We start from the raw sequence: 17,857 nt of genomic DNA on the forward strand, positions 1-17,857 counted from the left end.
ATTATTTCTCCTTCATCATCAAATAAATAAAATATGGCACTCCAAATATTGATACAGTTATACCTACAGGTATTTCAATTGGAGAAAAAAGATTTCTTGAAACTGCATCTGCTAAAAGAGTTATAATAATGCTTATCATAGCTGAAATTAGAACAAAATTCTTATGATAAGGTCCTACTAATTTTCTTGCTAAATGTGGTGATATTAGGCCTAAAAATCCAATATTACCTGCAAAGGCTGTAGCAGTTCCTGCTAGTATTACTGAATAGGTTAAAAACTTCTTTCTCTCCCTTTCTAAATTTAATCCTAAGGATATAGAAAGTTCATCAGAAAGATTTAAAACATCTAACTTCTTATGATTTAACATCACTACTATAAACATTAATAAAACAATTGGAATAATAACTTTGGCATAAGTCCAGCCTGCCCCCCAAAGACTACCTGATGTCCAAACCAATACCCTATTATAATCCCCTACTCCTCCTCTAAAGGTAAAGAAGGTGATAAAAGCATTAAGGCCTGCATTAAGACCTATCCCAATAAGAAGTAATCTTTTAGGCTTAATTCCCTTCCTGCTTGATAGCATATAAATAGCAAAGGCAGATAATGCTGCCCCAATTATAGCCATAAAGGGAAGGACAAAAATAGATAATTCTCCAAGCTCGCTATAATAATTTGCAGTTTGATAAGTAATAAATAATACTGCTGCCACTGCAGCTCCTGCATTTATTCCTATTATTCCCGTATCAGCCAAATCATTTTTAGTTATAGTTTGAAGAATTGAACCTGCTGTTGATAGAGCAACAGCTACAAAAATTCCAACTAACATTCTTGGTAATCTTATAGTTAAAATTGCTGTATTTTGAAGCTTTGTACCATTCCCCAATAAGGTATTTATAACATCCAAAGGAGATACTTTATAAGTTCCCCAGCATAAGGTCGCAATAAAGGAGAGAACTAATAAAGCAGATAAAATTATAAGAACTATCTTAAATTTCCTTTTCTTCATTATCCTCTCTCCTTTCTTGCTATTGCTATAAAAAATGGTATTCCTATTAGGGCTGTAAAAACTCCAATTGGAGTTTCATAAGGGTCAAATAACATTCTTGCTGCTATATCTGCATAGGTCAAAAGAACTGCTCCTAACAAAAATGAACATGGTATATTTCTTCTATAATCTTCCCCTAATAATTTTCTTACTATTTGAGGCACAATAAGGCCCACAAAGGCAATATTTTTACCTACCGCAACTGCTGCTGCACACATTGGTATCATTAAAATTAAGGTCATAAATCTGATTCTTTCTGGATTTTCTCCAAGGCCTATGGCAACATCGTCACCTAAATTTAAAATATTAATTTTTCCTGATAATAAAACTGCTATTATAAGTCCAATAATTCCAAAAGTAAAAACTAATTTAAAATCTGACCAAGTTGCATTTCTAAAACCTCCAGAAACCCAGAAACCAACCATTTGAGCCTGGTTTGATAAAAGACCAATTATAGTTGTTAAGGAAATAAAAAATGTACTCATAGCCGTTCCTGCTAATAGTATCTTGGCAATAGAATTATTATTTGCCTTTTTTGATATAAAGGCTAAAACTAATAAGCCTGTTGCTAAGGCTCCTATAAAAGCTGCTGCCATAACACTTGAAGTATTTATGCTTATTCCTAGGGCATAAAAAATTGCTATAACTAGGGTTGCTCCCTGGCTGACACCTAAAATAGATGGTTCTGCAATTGGATTTCTTGTAACCCCTTGAATCATAGCCCCTGTTACTCCTAAAATCCCCCCTGTAAATAATACAGCAAGGGCTCTTGGAATACGTACATCCCTAACTAACATTAGTTCTAGACTTTCACTATAATTAAAAATACTATCAAAAATGTGAGAAAAAGTAATAGGGACAGATCCCAGCCTTACAGCCAGAACCAGTCCTCCTATTAGAAGTAACATACTAAAAATTGTAAAAATTAAGGTATGTTTTTTACTTTGTGCCATTTAACATTTCACCTATTTCATCAACTAATAAATCTCTACCTATTGAACTGTAACCTTGGTTAAAGTATGGTGAAGCTGGTAATTTAACTACTTTTCCTTCTTTAACTGCTGGTAGGTTGTTCCAAATTGCATTACTTTCAAGCTGAGCTAAATCTTCATCTGTTGCAAGTACAAAAATATAATCTGCATCTATTGCAGCTAAACCTTCATAGGTAACTACTGGAAGGCTAATATCGCTTTGTTCTGGCATTCCTGCTGGTTTAGCTAATCCCATATCTTTATATAAAACATCACCAAAACCTGCTCCATCAAATACGAAGAATTGTCCACCACTAGCTAGGAAGGAAAGGTAACTTGTATCTTCACCGTATTCTTCCTTAATTTTATTACCTGCTTCTAATGCTTTAGCTTCATAATCTGCTAACCATTTATTTGCTGCATCTTCTTTACCAAATACTTTTGCAAAAGCTTTAACATCTTCTTTCCAATTTAATGCTTCTAATTGAATCATTACTGTTGGAGCTATTTCCTTTAATTGATCATACATTTTTTCTTGTACTGTTGAAATAATTATTAAATCTGGATTTAGATTCATAACAGCTTCTATATCCATTGTATCTTGCATGCTGTAGCCTAAAATTTCTGCTCCCTTTAATGTTTCTTCTAAGTATGCAGGGAACTTAGTGTAATCATAAGCATCACTATTAGCTGTTCCTACAACTGAATATCCTAATATAGATAAAATATCACTATTTCCACTTAAATCAACAATTCTTTGTGGATTTGCTGGAATTTCTACTTCTCCTCTTACATCAGTTACTGTTACAGTTTCTGCTGCTCCTCCATTATTTTCTGATGCCTTAGTTCCGCAAGAAACAAGTATCATGGCAGTTAAACAAGAAACTACTATTGTTTTTAATAAATTTTTCTTCATTATAATCCACGCCCTCTTTCTAATTTCTTTATTGAAATTAATTCTCATAAAGTGATTGTATATGATATTCATTCTCACTTCAATATCTGCAACTATTTTAATAATTTTATCATCTTATATGATAATTTTATTTTTTCTGTTATAATAAATTAGTATTAATCAAAAGCATGGATTTTATGATAAGGAGATTATAAATGATATCAAAATCAAGTTCTGAATTTCAAAAATATGTACTAGATAAAATGACCTTTTCGGCCTTCTCTGAAAAAAACTGTATTATATATAAAAATCCTTCTAGGCCGGAACTTGGATGTTTTATTAAATACAGCAGGGAAGGCTATTATGATTTTGGTATTGGAGACTATACTATTCCAGAGGACTTTTCCCTATCCTTTGATCATAAGGATGAACTTATACGTTTTGGAACAGTTTATAAGGGCATTACAAAATTTAAAATAGAAAATAATCCTGTTTCTTCCTTCACTCCTTCTTCCTTCTTTGTAGTTGAAAAGGGAATTAAGGGTAAACAGATCTGGAAAAAAGGCCAGCACTTTCATGGAGCAGAAATAAGCATTTATAAAAAGTATTTTGACGAAGTAGTCTTCCCAAACTTTCCTGACTCCATTAATTTTGATGCCTTTATTGGTAACTATACTTATAAGTATCTTCCCCTAGAAATAGTATCAATAATTCAGCAGCTGCAGGTTTTAAATAATAAAAATGCTTTAACTCCAATATATTTAGAAAGCAAGATCTTAGAAGCCCTAGCCATAATCACAAATGAAATTTTTTCTTCTCCTGAAAATTCTTTTACAAATCAAATAAATTACGGCGAGGTAAAGATAGGAAAAAATAGAAAAGTTACCTTAACGACTTCAGACATTAATGCAATACAAAAAGCTCATGATATATTGACAAAGGAGGCCTGCAATCCTCCAACTATCAAGGAATTAAGTAAAAGGGTTTTCCTAAATGAACAGAAATTAAAGGCTGGCTTTGCTTCCCATTATCATATGTCTATCGGAGAATATACTAATTCTATCCGTATGGCTATGGCCGAAAATTTATTATCCACAACTGATTTAACAATTGAAGAAATTTCTAAAAAAGTTGGTTATAACTATTGTGGAAACTTTGTAAAAATGTTTAAAAAGGTGCACGGTAAAACTCCCTTAGCCTTTAGAAAGTCAAAATAAAAAGATTGCCCTAGAGCAATCTTTTTATTAAAGTGTATCTAAAATTTTTCAGCCTTCTAACTTTGGACTAAAAAATAATACCAGAGGCTCTTTACTTTTGCTAATTTACTCTTGGAATATCTTATGTGGATTTAATATATTTTTAGGATCAAAGGCCTTCTTAATTCCTGCCATTATTTCAATTAAAGCTGGATCCATTGATTTTAATAGATATTCCTTTTTAGCATATCCAACTCCATGCTCGCCAGAAACTTGACCTTCTAATTCCCTAGCCTTGCCATAGATCTTTTCCATAGCATCCTTCATTTTCTTATTCCATTCTTCTTCAGATAAATTATCTCTTAAGATATAGGCATGTAGGTTACCATCACCAGCATGTCCAAAACTCTTAATTCTTACATCTACTTCCTTATAAAGATTATGAATATACTCAACCATGTCATTTACACGATTTCTTGGAACAACAACGTCAACTTCATCCATATAAGTTGTAGAACCTTTTATTGCTTCTAAAAAGGCTCCTCTTGCTTTCCAAATTGATTCTTCCCTTTCGCTTGTATCTGAAATGAATATATCTAAGGCTCCCTGTTCTAAACATATTTTTGCAACATTATCATAAGCATTTTCTATTTCTTCTGTTGAATTGCCATCAAACTTTAATAATAAGTAAGCATCTGCACTGCTGTCTGGGAACTTTCTGCCTAGGTATTTTTCTGCATCTAGGATAACTTCCCTTTGCATAAATTCAATGGCTGTTGGAATAGACTTAGATTTAACTATTAAAGGTACAGTCCTGATTGCCCTTTCTAAGCTTGGGAATGGTATAAGCAAACTTATTGCTTTCTTAGGTAATGGCAGTAATTTTAAGGTTGCCTTAGTTATAATACCTAAGGTTCCTTCTGAACCAATCATTAAGTCCTTTAAGGCATAACCTGTACTATTTTTAACTACCTTTCCTCCTAAATTTACTACTGTTCCATTAGGAAGTACTACTTCCAGGCCTCTTACATAATCTCTAGTAACCCCATATTTAACAGCCCTCATACCACCAGCATTAGTGCTTATATTTCCACCAATAGTTGCAGATTTTTCACCTGGATCTGGTGGATAGAAAAAGTCTTTTTCTTCCACATAGGCAGCAAGTTCCATTAATAAAACTCCTGGTTCAACGGTAATTGTTAAGTTTTCTTCATCTAATTCTAATACATGATTCATTAAACTTGTATCTATCATTATTCCCTTTTCCATTGGAACTGAAGCACCTACAAGGCCTGTTCCTGATCCACGTGGAGTTACAGGAATGTTATTATCATAAGCATATTTCATTATCTTAGAAACCTCTTCCGTAGAAGTAACCTTAACAACAACATCAGGATAGCTTACTGTATCACTTAACTCATCATGACTATATTCCTCATTAATATTTTCCCCGTAAAGAACTCTCTCATGGTCCCCTATAACACAATATATAAATTCTAAATCCTTCTCATCAAATCTTTTATATCCCATAGCAATTATGCCTCCTTCCTCATTTTTATCTGCTCAATTAAGCCTGGTATAATTTCATATAAATCTCCCACTATGCCATAATGAGCAGTCTTAAATATTGGAGCATTTTCATCCTTATTAATTGCAATAATATTTTCAGCATTATTCATGCCTGCTGTAAATTGTACAGCTCCTGATACTCCACAAGTTATAATTAATTTTGGCCTTACTGTTCTTCCACTTAAGCCAACTTGTCTCTTAACTTCCATCCATCCATTTTCAGCTAATGGTCTTGTACAAGCAACCTGTCCACCTAGTAATTCTGCAAGTTCATCTATCATTTTTAAGTCTTCTTCCTTCTTAATTCCACGGCCTGCAACAATTAAAACATCTGAAGCTTCTATAAATTCTTCCTTTTCCTTTGGAATAATATCTAATACTTTAATATTTGATATAAGCTTTTCAGGCTCTATACTACATTCAACTATTTCTCCAGCTTCCTCGCTATTTCTCTTAGGAGCATTCATAACCTTGTAACGAACAGTTGCAAGCTGAGGTCTATGATTTGGTGTTACAATTTGGGCCATTATATTTCCACCAAAAGCTGGTCTAATTTGAACTAAATCTGTATCTTCAGTCATATCAAGAATTGTACAATCTGCTGTAAGTCCAGTCTTAAGTCTAGCAGCAAGTCTTGGAGCTAATTGACGGCCTACTGGAGTTGCTCCCACTAATATTGCAGTTGGCTTAAGCTTATTTACAAAATCCTCAAAGGAAGCAGTATAAGTTTCAATATTAAAACGAGCTAAATTTTTATCATCATAAATAAATACCTTATCTACTCCATAATGTAGAACTTCGCGGCATTTATCTTTTATATCATTTCCAAGCATAAGGGCATAAACAGGATGATTAACTTTTGCAGCTAACTCCTTTGCCTTTCCAATAAGTTCATAAGTAACTGGGTGAATTTCCCCATCAACATGGTCTACATACACTGCTATTCCCTTCCAAAGACTCTTATCTATTGATGGCTTTTCTTCTTCCACAAATTCAAAGGCACCCTCTGGACCCTTTCTTACGCATAGCTTACACATTTTGCAGCCTGAATTTATTTGAAGTTTTCCCTCTACTTCTTCCATTGCTCCAAAAGGACATATTTTCATTACCTCTTGAATCTTTCCAATTTTATCTTGATTTACTACAAGCTTACCCATTGCTTTTACCTCCTTATAGGAATTTTAATTCCTCTAATTTATCTGCTAATTTATTTGTAAGATCTACAGAAGCACCCTTCCATATTTCCTGATGATCGTTTACAGCTGGTGGAAAGATACGTTGTACCTGAGTTGGTGAACCACTTAAGCCATAATGCTTTTCATCCTTATCATCTAAATCATTAAAAGTGATAATCTTAATTTCACGGTCTTTAGTTTGCTGTTTCTTTACATAGGAAGGAAGCCTTGGCATAAAAATATCCTTATCTACTGCAAGAAGACATGGATAAGTAACCTTTACTAGTTCTAAATCATCACTCATATCCATTTCTACAGTAATGCTTTCATCTTCTACCTTTACAATCTTACTAACATTACATACGCTAGGTATTTTAAGCCATTCTGATATTTCTGGCCCAACTTGAGCTGTATCTCCATCTGTAGTCTGTTTTCCACATAAAATTAAATCAAAATCTCCCAACTTTTTAATTCCCTGGGCAATTGTATAGCTGGTTGCTAAAACGTCTGCTCCCCCAAATTTTCTATCTGAAATTAAAGCTCCATTATCAACTCCCATGGCAAAGGCTTCTTTTATTACGCTGGCAGCTTGATTTGGTCCCATGGAAATAACAGTAATGCTGCCCCCCTTTTCTTCTCTTATTCTTAAAGCTGTTTCTATAGCGTATAAATCATATGGATTCATTTTAGATTCTACGCCATTTCTTTTTAATACCCCTGTAACAGGATCAACTTCTACCTTATTAGTTCCAGGTACTTGCTTAATACAAACTAAAATATTCATATCTTAATCACCTATCCTTTATAAAATTTCTATATATTAAAGAAATTGTGCACCAAAATAACTGATGATTCCCATTAGAATTATGAAGATAGCACAATATTTAATAACCCCTTTTAATAAAAGGTTTTCTTTTGATTCAAGAGCAGTTGCTCCAACTGCAATAGCAATACTTTGTGGAGAAATCATTTTTCCAGCAGTAGCTCCTGCTGTATTAGCTGCTGCTAGCCATGAAGAATTTAAGTTAAGTACATTAGCTGTTTCCGCCTGAAGTCCTCCAAATAAAACACTTGCTGAAGTTCCACTTCCTGTTACAAAGGATCCTATTGAACCTAAGAATGGCGAGAATAGTGGATAGAAGGATCCAGTCAATTTAACGAACATATCAGCAATAGAAGCAATCATTCCACTATGGCCCATAAGCTTAGAAGCAGCTATAATAGACATTATTGTTACAATCGTTTTCATCATTTGCAACACTGTATCCTTAAAGATTGCACAAAGCTTGGTGAATTTAGCTCCCTGGGCTATTCCTCCAATAAATCCAGCAAGAATAATCCATAAGCCTGGTGTTGAAAGCCAAGCAAAACTATAGTGTGTTCCTCCCTCTCCAGTATAAATTTGTACTGAGCTTTTAAACTGGGCTAAAAAGCTATTTACAGGCTTTACTAAATTTGAAGTTCCTAATAAGAAAATAAATATCAATATAAATGGAAGCCAAGCTGTTAAGGCTTTATTTTTAGATATATTATTAGTTGCCACTGCATCCATAGCAAACTCTGGAGAAATATCTTTCCTCTCAAATAATTTAGCCGCTAATATGGTGCAAAACATTGAAGATACAGAACCAATTACAACGGGAAGTTCTGGTCCAACATACTTAGCTACTAAATATTCCGGAATAACAAAGGATAGTCCAGAAATTAAAGTTATAAGTCCCACTCCCTTAAAGGCTTTCTTAGATTTTGCTGTTAATAATACTAAAATATAAGGAGTTAATATTATTATTGGAGCAATCTGTATAACCGTATCAACTGATAAACTTGCTACATTAAGTCCTGTAACCTTTGATAAGGTAGTAGTAGGAATTCCTATAGATCCAAAAGCTGTTGGTGTTGAATTTGCAATTAAACATACAATTGCAGAAAGTACTGGATCAAAACCTAAAGCCCATAGCATACTTGCTGGTATTGCTATAGCAGTTCCAAAGCCTGCCATACCTTCCATAAAGCCGCCAAAGCCCCATGCGATTATTAAAACTAATACTCTTTTATCTCTTGTTACTCCAGCTAACATTTTTTTAATAATTTCCATATAACCTGTGTGAATACAAACATTGTAGGTGAATACTGCTGCGATTATTACTATAATGATTGGCCAAAGAGACATTGCTGCTCCTTCAAGAATTGCTGTAATACTATCTAGAATTGGCATTTTCCATAATCCTATTGCAATGAGAAATGATAAAGCTAAAGCAATAGGACAAGCTTTATAGCCTGGCATCTTTAAAGCTGTTAAAGCTATAATAAGCCAGATAATTGGTAATAAGGCTAAGATAAATGAGATAACCATAATTATTTTCCTTTCATAATTTCTTTTAACTTAATTTTTATTCAATATGGCCATATGATTAATTGAATATAAGCAGCGCCGCTTTTAAATAAATAGGTTCCTTATCTCTTCTTTAGTGTATTTTGCCTTACTTAATCCTACTGGTAGTACCAGTTTCCTTAAAAAAATATAACTTTTAGTTTACATACATTTTTAAGGAAATTGGTACTACCTCTTATGAGTAGATAATAGCACCCCTTACTTAATATGTAAATAAAAGTTATATTTTTAACATCTTTTTATCTTAGATTTATTATTTTATTAAGTCTTAAGCTTATTTTAGCTTACTTTTTATAGTTATTAATGAAAACTATTTCAATTTTTCGTTAACAAGTTCAAAATGTTTGTTAATTGCTTGATAAGCCAACACTTTATCTCTGTTAATTAAGCTTTTCACAATATCATTATGAGCTTTTATTAGTTCATTCCTGCTTTCTTCTGAGCTAAATATTTCTTTTCTTAAATCAGCAATAAACCTGTCCATTGTTTCTGAAAGAGCTTGTAGAATATCAAAAATTAATTTATTTCTTGATGCCTTTGCAATATTATAGTGCAGTTTTTTATCTAGTATAACATTATCTTCTTCTGCTCCATGCTCTAATTCTAAACTTATTCTTTCTATTTCCTTTAACTCTTCTTCAGTAGCCTCATCAATAGCCAACAATAGAGCCTGAGTTTCTAATCCTAAACGTAATTGACTTATCTCTTTATAACTTATTTGATCTAAAAGAAAAAGCATTGATAGAGATTCAACTAAATTATTTTCAAAATTACCTGTTAAATAATTTCCAACTCCATGCTGACTGGATATTATTCCCATAAAATCTAAGGTTCTAATAGCTTCCCTTACAGAATTTCTGCTAACTCCTAATATTGAAGATAATTCCCTTTCAGAAGGAAGTTTTTCGCCTATTTTTAATTCTCCTGCCCTAATTTGATCTTTTATATAATCAATAACTTTTGTATATGACTTTCCTTGCTCCATTTTTTCACCCCAAAATACGATCTTTCTCAATATCTACAATAAAAAATACCTAATATACATATTATATATCACAATATGTATATTAAGTAATATTTCTTATTAAGAAACTTATTTTATTAAATCAAATTTGCTTGAAATAAATCCATATAAAGTCCAGCCGGCAAAAGTAAATAGGGCTCCACCCATAATAGCTTCATAACCAGAAGAATATAAGGCATATAAGCTAAAGATTGATGCTATAAAAGCTATTATATTAGTTACTCTTCTCTTATTATCTTGAACTTTTCCATTCCTTAAAATTACATCTACTGCAGCCATTGATAATAAATATGGAACTATATTTGTAACTACGGATAAATTTACAAGAATATCAAACTGCTTTGATAGGGTTGGGCTGATTGTCATTAATGCTAGTAATGACTGAACTATTGTAATAATAATCATACCTACAACTGGTGCATTGTCTCTTGTTAATTTGCTGAATATTTTAGGAAAATATCCTTCTAGGGCTGAACTTCTAAATACTTCAGCTATAGTAAACTGCCATCCTAAAAGTGATCCAAAACAGGATATAACCATAAGGCCCATAACAATTCTTCCTGCTGCAGGATTAAATATAGTTGAAAAAACTAAACCAAAAGGAGCATTAGAATTTAATAAATCAGCATTTGGTATAATACCTGCAATAATATTTGTTGCCAAAATATATATTATTGCTGCACCAACAGTTCCACCTAAGCAGGCAATAGGAACATTCTTCTTTGGGTTTTCAACTGCCCCCATATTAGCAGAAGCAGATTCCAAGCCCAAAAAGCACCATAAGGTTATTGATATTGATTCGCTTATTCCTTCAAAAAAAGCTAAATTATTTGGATTCCATGATTGCGCATATAAATCTTTACTAAACCAAAACCAGCCAACAACACAAAGTACCAAAATTGGAGCAATTACTCCCCAAACAGTAAAGGAACCAATTCTTCCTGTAACCTTTGCCCCTTTAAAATTAAGTACTGTAGACAACCATAAGGTTATAATTGTCCAAATCCCTACCTGCACTGGGCTAAGGCTAACACCTAAAAAGGATGTAGCATAACCAACTGCAGTAATGGCAATAGCTATATTAGCAATTACTAAGGCAACAGCATAGGTATAGTTGGATAAAAAACTTCCTGATTTACCAAAGGAGTATTCAGCATATCCTCCCATGCCGCCAGTCTTATTGCTATACATACCACATTGTGCAAAGGAATAGGCCAATGCCATAGAGCCTAGTACCGTAACTAGCCAGGAGAGAATTGACATTGTGCCAACTCTTGCAAGCTTAGCAGGAAGCATTATAATTCCTGATCCCATCATATTTATTGCGGTGATTATTGTTAGCTGAAAAACATTCATTTTATTTTTCCTTTTATACATAGTACGTTACTCCTCTACTTTTATCTTTTGTAGAACTTTTTTATTTTTTATCCAATACATAACCATAAGCTCTTACCAAACCATCTTCCTCTTCTAAATACACTCCATGAATTTCAGGCGCAAAACCTGGGAATTTATTAATACCATCTTGTAAGATTGTAAAATATTTTTGAGCTGCTTCACTCCATCTTTCACCTGGCGCTACACAAAATACTCCTGGTGGATATGGAAGAGCACCTTCAAGGGCTATTTCTCCTACAATTTTATCTAATGATACTAATTTAGCATTATTTCTCTTTAGCTCTATATTAGCTTCATATGGCGTTAGAGCAACTTCTGGGAAGGAAGCTTCCCTAAATAAATCTTGCTGATACTTCTTAGCATTATTCTCTTTATAGAAGTTATGCATTTCCTGACATAATTGCCTTATAGTATAGCCTTGATATCTACTTTCGTATTTTTCATAAAGGCTAGGTAATACTTCAAATAATGGAGCATCTTCCTCTATAAGATGTTCAAACCTAACCAGCTGTGATACTAGATTTTGCATCTTTGTTACTGTTTCTGCTGGTGTCATTAAAAATAAGATTGAATTTAAGTCATTTTTTTCTGGAATAATTGACTTTTCCCTTAAATAATTTGCTAGGATTGTAGCCGGAATACCAAAGTCTTCATATTCTCCAGTTTCAACATTAATTCCTGGTGTTGTAAGCATAAACTTATTTGGATCTACAAAATATTGATTTTTTCCATATCCATCAAAAGAATGCCACTTTTCACCTGGCTCAAATCTGAAAAATTCTATATTATCTGCAATTTCTTCAGTATCATAATCTTCCCATCTCTTTCCTCTAACTATTGGAGGAATAAATGGTCTAACTAATGAACACTTTTCTAATATCTCTTTTCTTGCATCTATACCCATCTTAATACATTCTCTCCACAGACGCTTACCTGCTTCTCCTGACTGAATTTTAGCATTTACATCTAATGTTGAATATAGCGGATAAAAAGGACTTGTAGATGCAAACATCATATATGAATTATTAAAACGCTTGTGATCTACATAACGCTTTTGTCCCTTAATATGCTTATCCTTCTTATGTATTTGAGAAGCCTGTGAAAAGCCTGCTTGTTGCTTATGTATAGATTGAGTTACTAAGATTCCAGGATCATTTTCATTTAAATCTAATAGCAATGGAGAGCAATCCCTCATCATTGGAATGAACTGTTCATAACCAACCCAAGCTGAATCAAAAAGAATATAGTCACATAAATGTCCTATTCTATCAATAACTTGTCTTGCATTGTAAATTGTTCCATCATATGTACCAAGCTGAATTACTGCTAATCTAAAAGGCCTTTTTTCTTTAGCCTTATCTGGAGCAATTTTTTCTATTCTAGCTCTTAAATAATCTTCATTAAAACAATGATCATGAATTCCACCTATAAATCCAAAGGGATTTCTAGCTGTTTCTAAATATATTGGAATACCGCCAGCTCCAACTAAAGCTGCATTATAAACAGATTTATGATTATTTCTATCAAATAAAACCAAATCTCCTGGAGTAACTAAAGCATTTATTGCTACATTATTGGCAGTGCTGGTTCCATTCATTACAAAATAAGTTTTATCTGCATTATATACTCTTGCTGCGTATTTTGAAGCATCCATTGCTGGTCCTTCGTGAATAAGTAAATCTCCCAAAGCAATATCAGCATTGCAAATATCTGAACGGAAGATATTTTCTCCATAAAAATCATAAAAAAATCTTCCTGCTGGATGTTTGCGGAAAAATTGCCCCCCTTGGTGTCCTGGGCAGTCAAATTGCAGGTTACCTTGTTCTACATAATCTGATAAAGCCTTAAAAAACGGCGGAAGTAGGTTATCTTCATATTGTCTTGCTGCTGTTTCAATAACCCTGCTATAAAGATTCATATCAAATTCATTTCTATCAATAACTCTATAAACCATCTTTGAAACTTCGCTGCTAAGTCTGTCTACATTCTTTAATACAACAAAGATTGGAATTCCAAATTTTGTATTATAGATCTCTTCAATTATTTCAATATCTTGATCTGTAACAACAGCAGCTGCTACATCAGTAAAATCTGTATCTTCTGGCAAAACTAATCTTCTAATTGTATTGAAATATTCTTTAGCTTCATTAGTATAAAGAATTTTTAATCTTCTCATCTCCAATTGCTCCTTTATAAAATAATATATCCGCAATATTATACTTTACATATCTGGAATATTATACTTTCATATTTACTAAACTGTAAAGCAATTTTTCACATATAATTTATTTTTATCTTTTGCAGCATATCGCATAATATGCAAAAGATAAAAAAATATGATGCGGCCTAGGCAGCATCATATTTTTTTACTTAATATTATTTATTTAACACCCAATATTCTTAAAATAATCTATTTCTCTTTTAAAGTAAATATATTTAATAAAATCTTAATTATTCTATTATTTCATATCCCTTTTCAATAAAAGCTTCTTTTATTTTCTCTAAAGTAATGTTCTTCTTTATAGCAGCCTTTGGAATAGTCATAACCCTTCCTGCAGTTGCTAACATTCCTGGTCTTTGTAATAAAACATCAAAACCTACACTTGCCAATATTTCACTTACTTCTGGATTTTCTTTATTTAGTTCATAAACGGATTTTTTAAAATCAATAATTTTCTTTTCCATATTTCACAACCTTTCAGAATATTAAGATTAATTACTAATATTATACTTATATATATTTTTTATTCTGTGACTACAATCACAAAATTTCCATAGATTTAACCCTCTACTTGTTAATTAAAAAAGCACATAAAAAAATGTAATAGGAAAATTCCCATTACATTTATTACTAATTAAAAGATTTATAAAAAGTTCCTTCCTTATTTATTATTCCTTCAATTTCTGTAAAAGGTATTTTAAAGGTAACAAAACCTGCTACATATGGTGCTATTTCATATGGTGGGAAATATATATAGAGATTATTTTGATCAACATAAAAATCTTGATTTTCTTCTATCCCTTTAAAAGCACCCTCAAAAAGTATATCATACTGAGGATCAGTAATTATCATATTTTTTATTATCTTATTTAATTCTCCAGTCCAATTTACTCCCCCCATAAATAAATCTGACAATCTATAAAACTCACCAGTTTCTAAATTGATATTCGGAGTTCTCTTGTAAGGCATACCATGGGCAGCCCCAAAAGGATAATAATATCCTGTCATATCAAGAACTAATAAATTCTTATTAAAATACTCTATTTGAAAGTCTCCATTATAGTTATATTCTAGTACATCATCTTCTGTTATTTCTAGATCTACTATTGAACCAGCCTCCATATTAGGTATAAAACAAGACATTTCTCTCAGTTTTTCATTTATATTATTTTCTACGTTTTTATTTGATAGCCCATCTACTTTAGGGAAATATACTAAATAATTATAGTTAGGTTTAAACTTAAGCTTAGTTATTGAATATTTATTATTAAGTTTAATTGTCTCGTTAGGTTTATAAACTACCTTTCCACTTGGTTTAATATAATAGGTAATATAATCTATATTAGCTCTTATAAGGTCATGAATACATTCTAAATTACCACTGCCCTCAACAATAGGAAGATTAGTGACTATATTCCCATTCTTATCTATAAAAAAAGTATACTTATTATCAGATGCAGAGGCCAAACCTTCTTTATAATTATCCACTGATAAATATTTAAAATTACTTAATTTATTGCCAGAAAAATCCCCTATAGCATAAATACTTGTCCAATAAGGAACGTCATCATCTAAAGGAAGACCTAAGGCTACTCTTCCCTCCCCTAATTGTTCTATCCTACTAAAAATAGGCTCATATACATATTTCCCCGTTTTATCTATTACGCCATATTTAGAATTAAATAATTGACCTGTACTTACTACTGCCACTCCATCTCTAAAGGCAGTTGCAGAGGAAAATTTTTGCTTTATTATAACTTCTCCTTGTGTATTTATATATCCTAAGGGGCTGTCTGAATCTTGAGCAAAAGTCATCAATCCTTCACCATATTGACCTACATAAAAATATTCATAAGTATTTATTATTTCTCCATCCTTATCTAATAGAGCAAATGTATTATCCTTAATCTTTACTAAGGCTACTCCATCTATATAATCATTAGCTTGAATATAGCTTGGGCTAACAACTTCATTTCCTTGAAGATCAATATATCCATAGATATATGAGGCACTTTCTTCATCATTAATTCCAACAATAGCTCTTCCCTCATTATAGTTACTAACAAACGTATAAGGCTTCTTTGTTATTCTATTTCCCTCTTCATCTAAAACCCCCATAGTATTATTTAAAATATACACAGCCCGTCCCTCTTTATAAGGGCTAATGCTATCATATATGGGATGAACCACATACTCCCCATTTTTGTCTATTATTCCTGCTTTATTATTCACATTAACTATAGCTATATCAAATTCATTAAAATCATAGGCATTTTGAAACTTAGGCTCTATAACAAAGTTACCTCTCTCATTTATATATCCATAAACCGGTCCTCTTAATTCATTCCTTACTGCTGGATATAAATTATTAGATTTATTATTTTGCTTTCCAATAAATCTTACTTTTCTTCTTCTCTTGACTCCCATAAAATTACCATCCTATTTTATTAATGATAATTTATAATATTCAATTTTTGAAAGATTGTTAAATAAAAACTATATAAATTAATTATTTTACAATAATAATATATTGTTACCAAAAATTTTTAATCAAAATCTAGCATACTTTTGACAAATAAGCAATTATGGTTTAAAATTAACATTATGTAATACAAAGACGTAGGCATACAAGTAAATGTAAAACTGCGTCTTTTATCTTATCAAAAAATCTAAAGGAGGTCTTAAATGAAGAAAAGAAAATTAAAAAATTATCAATTAGTTTTTATCAGTCTTATTATAGGTTCTATTTTTGGGCTTATCTTAAGTGCAACAGGGGGTAAGGATGTTGCCTGGATTGCCTATGTAACTGATTTCTGTTCGTTCATTGGAAAAATATTTATAAGATTAATTCGTATGATTGTTGTTCCCCTTGTATTTTTCTCTATTACATCAGCTGTCTTAGAATTAAAGGATCTTAAACAATTAAAGCGTATCGGAATAAAAACCTTTCTATTATTTTCCGTAACTAGCGCAGTTGCAATAACTATCGGTGTAGTATTAGCCTACATTATTAAACCTGGAAAAGGTATTGTCATTGATGGAATAGCAAATGAAATAAACGTCTCTGAATTACCAAACATATATGATACATTACTAGATATAATTCCACTAAATATATTCGAATCCTTTACTAACGGATCTATGTTACAAATCATCTTCTTTTCTATAATGTTAGGAATTGCCATTATTCTTTTAGGGGAGCAGGGCAAGAAAGTCGAACAAGCCTTTAAAACTGGTGCTAATATTATGTATAAGATTATTGATATAATTATCTTATATATACCTATCGGTGTTTTTGGTCTTATGACAGATTCTATGGCTACCTATGGTACCTCAGTTTTAGGAACTATCTTTAAATTTATATTTACTGAATATTTAGCAGCCTTTCTTCAGATACTAATTATTTATATACCTCTGTTAATCTTTATTGCTAAGGTTAATCCTATAAAATATCTTAAAGTTGTCTTTGAATCTTGGCTTGTTGGTTTTAGTACTTGTACTTCAATGGCAGCTTTACCTGTATCAATGAAGAATGCAAAAGAAAAACTAGGAATACCAAATGAAGTGGCAAGCTTTGTTCTTCCTTTTGGAGCAACAGCTAATATGGATGGCACAGGCATCTTCTTTGGTATGATTGTAATTTTTGCCGCACAAGTTGCTGGTGTAGAACTTAGCCTTACGCAATTAATATCATTAGTTCTTGAAGCAACACTTTTATCTATTGGTTGTGCTGCAGTACCTCAAGTTGGTTTGGTTATTGGAACAACTATGCTTGTAAGTATGGGACTACCTGTTGAAGTAGTTGGTCTTATTACAGGTATCTATAGAATTTTAGATCAAAATCACACAGCAACAAATGTTAGTGGTGACTTGGTTGTTGCAGGCTGCGTAGCAAGCCTTGAAGGAAGCCTAGATAGAAGTTATTATGAAAAAGACAATATGGTAATTAATGAATTAGAAAATTAACA

The 17,857-nt window shown here is 32.1% G+C and carries 14 protein-coding genes; 2 read left to right on the forward strand and 12 right to left on the reverse strand.

The features are described from left to right. Position 1: 1 nt before the first annotated feature. From BEN51_RS10895 to BEN51_RS10905, 3 genes are read right to left on the reverse strand one after another with little or no spacing between them, the layout of a single operon-like run. Complete coding sequence (locus BEN51_RS10895; protein WP_119866083.1) at positions 2 to 1,009, reverse strand: FecCD family ABC transporter permease; 1,008 nt, start codon at positions 1,007 to 1,009, stop codon at positions 2 to 4. Then, complete coding sequence (locus BEN51_RS10900; protein WP_119866084.1) at positions 1,009 to 2,001, reverse strand: FecCD family ABC transporter permease; 993 nt, start codon at positions 1,999 to 2,001, stop codon at positions 1,009 to 1,011. Before BEN51_RS10900 ends, BEN51_RS10895 begins: the two co-directional genes overlap by 1 nt. Beyond that, positions 1,988 to 2,935, reverse strand: coding sequence for an iron-hydroxamate ABC transporter substrate-binding protein (locus BEN51_RS10905; RefSeq protein WP_119866085.1), 948 nt, complete (start codon positions 2,933 to 2,935; stop codon positions 1,988 to 1,990). The genes BEN51_RS10900 and BEN51_RS10905 overlap by 14 nt, the downstream gene beginning before the upstream one ends. Before the next feature lie 194 nt (positions 2,936 to 3,129). Between BEN51_RS10905 and BEN51_RS10910 the strand changes: the two genes are divergently transcribed. After that, on the forward strand, positions 3,130 to 4,131 hold the full coding sequence (locus BEN51_RS10910) for a helix-turn-helix domain-containing protein (RefSeq protein ID WP_119866086.1): 1,002 nt from the start codon (positions 3,130 to 3,132) through the stop codon (positions 4,129 to 4,131). A gap of 105 nt (positions 4,132 to 4,236) precedes the next feature. Here the strand turns inward: BEN51_RS10910 and BEN51_RS10915 are convergent, their stop codons facing one another. From BEN51_RS10915 to BEN51_RS10955, 9 genes are all read right to left on the reverse strand, one after another. Further along, positions 4,237 to 5,640, reverse strand: coding sequence for an FAD-binding oxidoreductase (locus BEN51_RS10915; RefSeq protein ID WP_119866087.1), 1,404 nt, complete (start codon positions 5,638 to 5,640; stop codon positions 4,237 to 4,239). Between the two features lie 5 nt (positions 5,641 to 5,645). Then, positions 5,646 to 6,836: an electron transfer flavoprotein subunit alpha/FixB family protein gene (locus BEN51_RS10920; protein ID WP_119866088.1), complete on the reverse strand. Its 1,191-nt coding sequence runs from the start codon at positions 6,834 to 6,836 to the stop codon at positions 5,646 to 5,648. A 13-nt stretch (positions 6,837 to 6,849) separates the two neighbouring features. Continuing rightward, a complete protein-coding gene (locus BEN51_RS10925) occupies positions 6,850 to 7,638 on the reverse strand; it encodes an electron transfer flavoprotein subunit beta/FixA family protein (RefSeq protein ID WP_119866089.1) in 789 nt (262 codons plus the stop codon). A 36-nt stretch (positions 7,639 to 7,674) separates the two neighbouring features. Next, positions 7,675 to 9,213 carry an L-lactate permease gene (locus tag BEN51_RS10930; RefSeq protein ID WP_119866090.1) on the reverse strand — a complete coding sequence of 513 codons (1,539 nt, stop codon included), beginning with the start codon at positions 9,211 to 9,213 and terminating at the stop codon, positions 7,675 to 7,677. Between the two features lie 343 nt (positions 9,214 to 9,556). Then, positions 9,557 to 10,231: a FadR/GntR family transcriptional regulator gene (locus BEN51_RS10935; protein ID WP_119866091.1), complete on the reverse strand. Its 675-nt coding sequence runs from the start codon at positions 10,229 to 10,231 to the stop codon at positions 9,557 to 9,559. A 108-nt stretch (positions 10,232 to 10,339) separates the two neighbouring features. Beyond that, the gene (gene potE / locus BEN51_RS10940) at positions 10,340 to 11,647 is read right to left on the reverse strand and encodes a putrescine-ornithine antiporter (protein WP_119866092.1); all 1,308 of its coding nucleotides are present in this window, start codon (positions 11,645 to 11,647) and stop codon (positions 10,340 to 10,342) included. 40 nt (positions 11,648 to 11,687) lie between these two features. Beyond that, a complete protein-coding gene (locus BEN51_RS10945) occupies positions 11,688 to 13,844 on the reverse strand; it encodes an ornithine decarboxylase (protein ID WP_119866093.1) in 2,157 nt (718 codons plus the stop codon). Positions 13,845 to 14,119: 275 nt separating this feature from the next. Continuing rightward, positions 14,120 to 14,353 (reverse strand): DUF1858 domain-containing protein, encoded by a 234-nt coding sequence (locus BEN51_RS10950; RefSeq protein ID WP_119866094.1) that lies wholly within the window; start codon positions 14,351 to 14,353, stop codon positions 14,120 to 14,122. A 166-nt stretch (positions 14,354 to 14,519) separates the two neighbouring features. Beyond that, positions 14,520 to 16,316: a WG repeat-containing protein gene (locus BEN51_RS10955; protein ID WP_119866095.1), complete on the reverse strand. Its 1,797-nt coding sequence runs from the start codon at positions 16,314 to 16,316 to the stop codon at positions 14,520 to 14,522. 258 nt (positions 16,317 to 16,574) lie between these two features. On the opposite strand from BEN51_RS10955, the gene BEN51_RS10960 reads away from it, so the two are divergent. Continuing rightward, positions 16,575 to 17,855: a dicarboxylate/amino acid:cation symporter gene (locus BEN51_RS10960; RefSeq protein ID WP_164704115.1), complete on the forward strand. Its 1,281-nt coding sequence runs from the start codon at positions 16,575 to 16,577 to the stop codon at positions 17,853 to 17,855. The last annotated feature ends 2 nt before the right edge of the window (positions 17,856 to 17,857 follow it).

It is taken from the genome of Clostridium isatidis (genome assembly GCF_002285495.1).
Taxonomy (GTDB): domain Bacteria; phylum Bacillota; class Clostridia; order Clostridiales; family Clostridiaceae; genus Clostridium; species Clostridium isatidis.